At 56.3% G+C, this 5,426-nt stretch carries 3 rRNA genes; all 3 read right to left on the bottom strand.

The features are described from left to right. Positions 1-4 precede the first annotated feature (4 nt). The 3 genes from rrf to ABZ827_RS31250 all read right to left on the bottom strand — a co-directional run bounded on the left by rrf (position 5) and on the right by ABZ827_RS31250 (position 5,221). A 5S ribosomal RNA gene (rrf, locus tag ABZ827_RS31260) occupies positions 5-121 on the bottom strand. Between the two features lie 116 nt (positions 122-237). Further along, positions 238-3,368: ribosomal RNA gene (locus tag ABZ827_RS31255) — 23S ribosomal RNA — on the bottom strand. A 336-nt stretch (positions 3,369-3,704) separates the two neighbouring features. Then, a 16S ribosomal RNA gene (locus ABZ827_RS31250) occupies positions 3,705-5,221 on the bottom strand. The 16S, 23S and 5S rRNA genes sit together here, the layout of an rRNA operon. Positions 5,222-5,426: the final 205 nt, after the last annotated feature.

The raw sequence follows: 5,426 nt of genomic DNA, 5'->3' as shown, positions 1-5,426 counted from the left end.
TATGTTCCGGCGGTGTCCTACTCTCCCACACCCTGTCGAGTGCAGTACCATCGGCGCTGGCAGGCTTAGCTTCCGGGTTCGGAATGGGACCGGGCGTTTCCCCGCCGCTATAACCGCCGTAACTCTATGAAACTATCCACACAGACAGCCACAAACCACCCGGAACCCGGGCTTGTTGTGTCTTCTGTATCTGTGTGTTGTTTCAGATACTGCACAGTGGACGCGTAGCAATCTTTGTTCAGTAAGCCCTCGGCCTATTAGTACCGGTCACCTCCACACATTACTGTGCTTCCAGTTCCGGCCTATCAACCCCATGGTCTGTAGGGGGCCTTAACCACTCGAGGTGGTGGGAAACCTCATCTTGGAACAGGCTTCCCGCTTAGATGCTTTCAGCGGTTATCCCTTCCGAACGTAGCCAACCAGCCGTGCCCCTGGCGGGACAACTGGCACACCAGAGGTTCGTCCGTCCCGGTCCTCTCGTACTAGGGACAGCCTTCCTCAAGTTTCCAACGCGCGCGGCGGATAGAGACCGAACTGTCTCACGACGTTCTAAACCCAGCTCGCGTGCCGCTTTAATGGGCGAACAGCCCAACCCTTGGGACCTACTCCAGCCCCAGGATGCGACGAGCCGACATCGAGGTGCCAAACCATCCCGTCGATATGGACTCTTGGGGAAGATCAGCCTGTTATCCCCGGGGTACCTTTTATCCGTTGAGCGACACCGCTTCCACATGCCGGTGCCGGATCACTAGTCCCGACTTTCGTCCCTGCTCGACATGTCTGTCTCACAGTCAAGCTCCCTTGTGCACTTGCACTCAACACCTGATTGCCAACCAGGCTGAGGGAACCTTTGGGCGCCTCCGTTACATTTTGGGAGGCAACCGCCCCAGTTAAACTACCCACCAGGCACTGTCCCTGAACCAGATCATGGTCCGAGGTTAGAGGTCCAATACGATCAGAGTGGTATTTCAACGATGACTCCACCCACACTGGCGTGCGAGTTTCACAGTCTCCCACCTATCCTACACAAACCGTACCGAACACCAATACCAAGCTATAGTGAAGGTCCCGGGGTCTTTTCGTCCTGCCGCGCGTAACGAGCATCTTTACTCGTAATGCAATTTCGCCGAGTCTGTGGTCGAGACAGCAGAGAAGTCGTTACGCCATTCGTGCAGGTCGGAACTTACCCGACAAGGAATTTCGCTACCTTAGGATGGTTATAGTTACCACCGCCGTTTACCGGGGCTTAAATTCTCAGCTTCGCGCCGAAGCGCTAACCGGTCCTCTTAACCTTCCGGCACCGGGCAGGCGTCAGTCCGTATACATCGTCTTACGACTTCGCACGGACCTGTGTTTTTAGTAAACAGTCGCTTCTCTCTGGTCTCTGCGGCCACACCCAGCTCCCACCGTAAAGGCGTTCACCGGACATGGCCCCCCTTCTCCCGAAGTTACGGGGGCATTTTGCCGAGTTCCTTGACCACAGTTCTCTCGATCGCCTTAGTATTCTCTACCTGACCACCTGTGTCGGTTTGGGGTACGGGCCGTGCACCAACTCACTAGAGGCTTTTCTCGGCAGCATAGGATCACTGAATTCGCCTCAATCGGCTACGCATCACCTCTCAGGCACATGCTGTGCGGATTTGCCTACACAACGCCCTACAGGCTTACACCAGTACAACCACTGACTGGCCCAGCTACCTTCCTGCGTCACCCCATCGCTTGACTACTACACCCAGGGTCATGCGCAGCCACCTCCGGCCTCCCGAAGGAGGTCCATCAGCTTTTGGGCACTTAGCACAGATGATTCGCCATTGGGCGCGGATACACGGGTACGGGAATATCAACCCGTTGTCCATCGACTACGCCTGTCGGCCTCGCCTTAGGTCCCGACTCACCCTGGGCGGATTAACCTGGCCCAGGAACCCTTGGTCATTCGGCGGACGAGTTTCTCACTCGTCTTTCGCTACTCATGCCTGCATTCTCACTCGCGCAGCCTCCACAACTAGGTCACCCCGCTGCTTCCCTGGCTACACGACGCTCCCCTACCCAGCCACACCACTGCACACACCCCCGTAAGGGTGCACGGATGTATTGTGTGACTGCCGCGGCTTCGGCGGTGTACTTGAGCCCCGCTACATTGTCGGCGCAGGATCACTCGACCAGTGAGCTATTACGCACTCTTTCAAGGGTGGCTGCTTCTAAGCCAACCTCCTGGCTGTCTGCGCAATCCCACATCCTTTTCCACTTAGTACACGCTTAGGGGCCTTAGCCGGCGATCTGGGCTGTTTCCCTCTCGACTACGAAGCTTATCCCCCGCAGTCTCACTGCCGCGCTCTCACTCACCGGCATTCGGAGTTTGGCTGATTTCGGTAAGCTTGTGGGCCCCCTAGACCATCCAGTAGCTCTACCTCCGGTGAGAAACACGCGACGCTGCACCTAAATGCATTTCGGGGAGAACCAGCTATCACGGAGTTTGATTGGCCTTTCACCCCTACCCACAGCTCATCCCCTCAGTTTTCAACCTAAGTGGGTTCGGGCCTCCACGACGTCTTACCGTCGCTTCACCCTGGCCATGGGTAGATCACTCCGCTTCGGGTCTAGAACACGCGACTCCAACGCCCTATTCGGACTCGCTTTCGCTACGGCTACCCCACACGGGTTAACCTCGCCACATGCCACTAACTCGCAGGCTCATTCTTCAAAAGGCACGCCATCACCCACAGCCACAAGGACTCACAGGCTTTGACGGATTGTAAGCGCACGGTTTCAGGTACTATTTCACTCCCCTCCCGGGGTACTTTTCACCTTTCCCTCACGGTACTAGTCCGCTATCGGTCACCAGGTAGTATTCAGGCTTACCGGGTGGTCCCGGCAGATTCACAGCAGATTTCACGGGCCCGCTGCTACTCGGGCACTCACTACAACAGAGAACGTGTTTTCGCCTACCGGACTCTCACCGTCTACGGTTGGCCGTCCCAGACCAATTCGACTAACACGATCTTTTCTTACTGTTGCTTGTCACGGCAGTAACAAGAAAATGAGCCCCACTACCCCACACACGCAACGCCTGCCGGCTATCACACGTGCATGGTTTAGCCTCATCCGCTTTCGCTCGCCACTACTCACGGAATCACTATTGTTTTCTCTTCCTGTGGGTACTGAGATGTTTCACTTCCCCACGTTCCCTCCACACCAGCTATATATTCACTGGCGGGTAACACGACATTTAACTCGTGCTGGGTTTCCCCATTCGGACACCCTCGGATCACAGCTCGGTTGACAGCTCCCCGAGGCTTATCGCAGCCTCCTACGTCCTTCATCGGCTCCTGGTGCCAAGGCATCCACCGAACGCTCTAAAACACTTACAAAACAAAGATGCTCGCGTCCACTGTGCAGTTCTCAAACAACACACCCACCCGAACCTTGCACCCGCACCAGCCGAAAACCCCCCGAAGGGAAGCTCTCGCGGTATGACGGAGATCCGAGCAGATCATGTTTATTGCCTGGAAAGAACGCCTGTTCTTTCAGGACCCAACAGTGTGTTGATATATCCACCAGCACCGGGAACACAGTCCCAGCCGAATGTGATGGAGGTTGTCAGCGTTCCACCCATGAGCAACCGCAGTCCCACAGTCGGGGACATGAACGGCCTCTGCCACAACCGGAACTCGACTCTTCGAGCCGGCATGGAGAATGCTCCTTAGAAAGGAGGTGATCCAGCCGCACCTTCCGGTACGGCTACCTTGTTACGACTTCGTCCCAATCGCCGATCCCACCTTCGACGGCTCCCTCCACAAGGGTTAGGCCACCGGCTTCGGGTGTTACCGACTTTCATGACGTGACGGGCGGTGTGTACAAGGCCCGGGAACGTATTCACCGCAGCGTTGCTGATCTGCGATTACTAGCGACTCCAACTTCACGGGGTCGAGTTGCAGACCCCGATCCGAACTGAGACCGGCTTTAAGGGATTCGCTCCACCTCACGGTATCGCAGCCCTCTGTACCGGCCATTGTAGCATGTGTGAAGCCCTGGACATAAGGGGCATGATGACTTGACGTCGTCCCCACCTTCCTCCGAGTTGACCCCGGCAGTCTCTCACGAGTCCCCGCCATTACGCGCTGGCAACATAAGATAAGGGTTGCGCTCGTTGCGGGACTTAACCCAACATCTCACGACACGAGCTGACGACAGCCATGCACCACCTGTACACCGACCACAAGGGGGCCTACATCTCTGCAGGTTTCCGGTGTATGTCAAACCCAGGTAAGGTTCTTCGCGTTGCATCGAATTAATCCACATGCTCCGCCGCTTGTGCGGGCCCCCGTCAATTCCTTTGAGTTTTAGCCTTGCGGCCGTACTCCCCAGGCGGGGTACTTAATGCGTTAGCTACGGCACGGATCCCGTGGAAGGAAACCCACACCTAGTACCCACCGTTTACGGCGTGGACTACCAGGGTATCTAATCCTGTTCGCTACCCACGCTTTCGCTTCTCAGCGTCAGTTACTTCCCAGAGACCCGCCTTCGCCACCGGTGTTCCTCCTGATATCTGCGCATTTCACCGCTACACCAGGAATTCCAGTCTCCCCTGAAGTACTCAAGCCTGCCCGTATCGACCGCAAGCTCGGGGTTGAGCCCCGAGTTTTCACGATCGACGCGACAAGCCGCCTACAAGCTCTTTACGCCCAGTAATTCCGGACAACGCTCGCACCCTACGTATTACCGCGGCTGCTGGCACGTAGTTGGCCGGTGCTTCTTATACTCCTACCGTCACTTTCGCTTCGTCGGAGTCGAAAGAGGTTTACAACCCGAAGGCCGTCATCCCTCACGCGGCGTCGCTGCATCAGGCTTCCGCCCATTGTGCAATATTCCCCACTGCTGCCTCCCGTAGGAGTCTGGGCCGTGTCTCAGTCCCAGTGTGGCCGGTCGCCCTCTCAGGCCGGCTACCCGTCGTCGCCTTGGTAGGCCATTACCCCACCAACAAGCTGATAGGCCGCGGGCTCATCTCGCACCGATAAATCTTTCCACCCCTGATCATGCAACCAGGAGTCATATCCGGTATTAGACCCAGTTTCCCAGGCTTATCCCAGAGTGCGAGGCAGATCACCCACGTGTTACTCACCCGTTCGCCGCTCGTGTACCCCGAAGGGCCTTACCGCTCGACTTGCATGTGTTAAGCACGCCGCCAGCGTTCGTCCTGAGCCAGGATCAAACTCTCCGTTGAAGACTCACAACCACACCCCGAAGGGCGCAATCAAAAGTACAAACTAGAGTCCGAAAACCTAGCAAAACAAATCGCCAGCCGGAATTTAGCTGACTTAAATGTTCGGCCCTCCACACGGGGGTATGAAGAACCGAAACCAAATAAAATATTTGGCACTGACATTCATCAACACACTATTGAGTTCTCAAAGAACACACGCACACAC

This window comes from Nocardia sp. NPDC019395 (assembly GCF_040632335.1).
Taxonomy (GTDB): domain Bacteria; phylum Actinomycetota; class Actinomycetes; order Mycobacteriales; family Mycobacteriaceae; genus Nocardia.
Note: the sequence above shows the minus strand (reverse complement) of the source record. Positions and strands in the feature narration are given on the sequence as shown.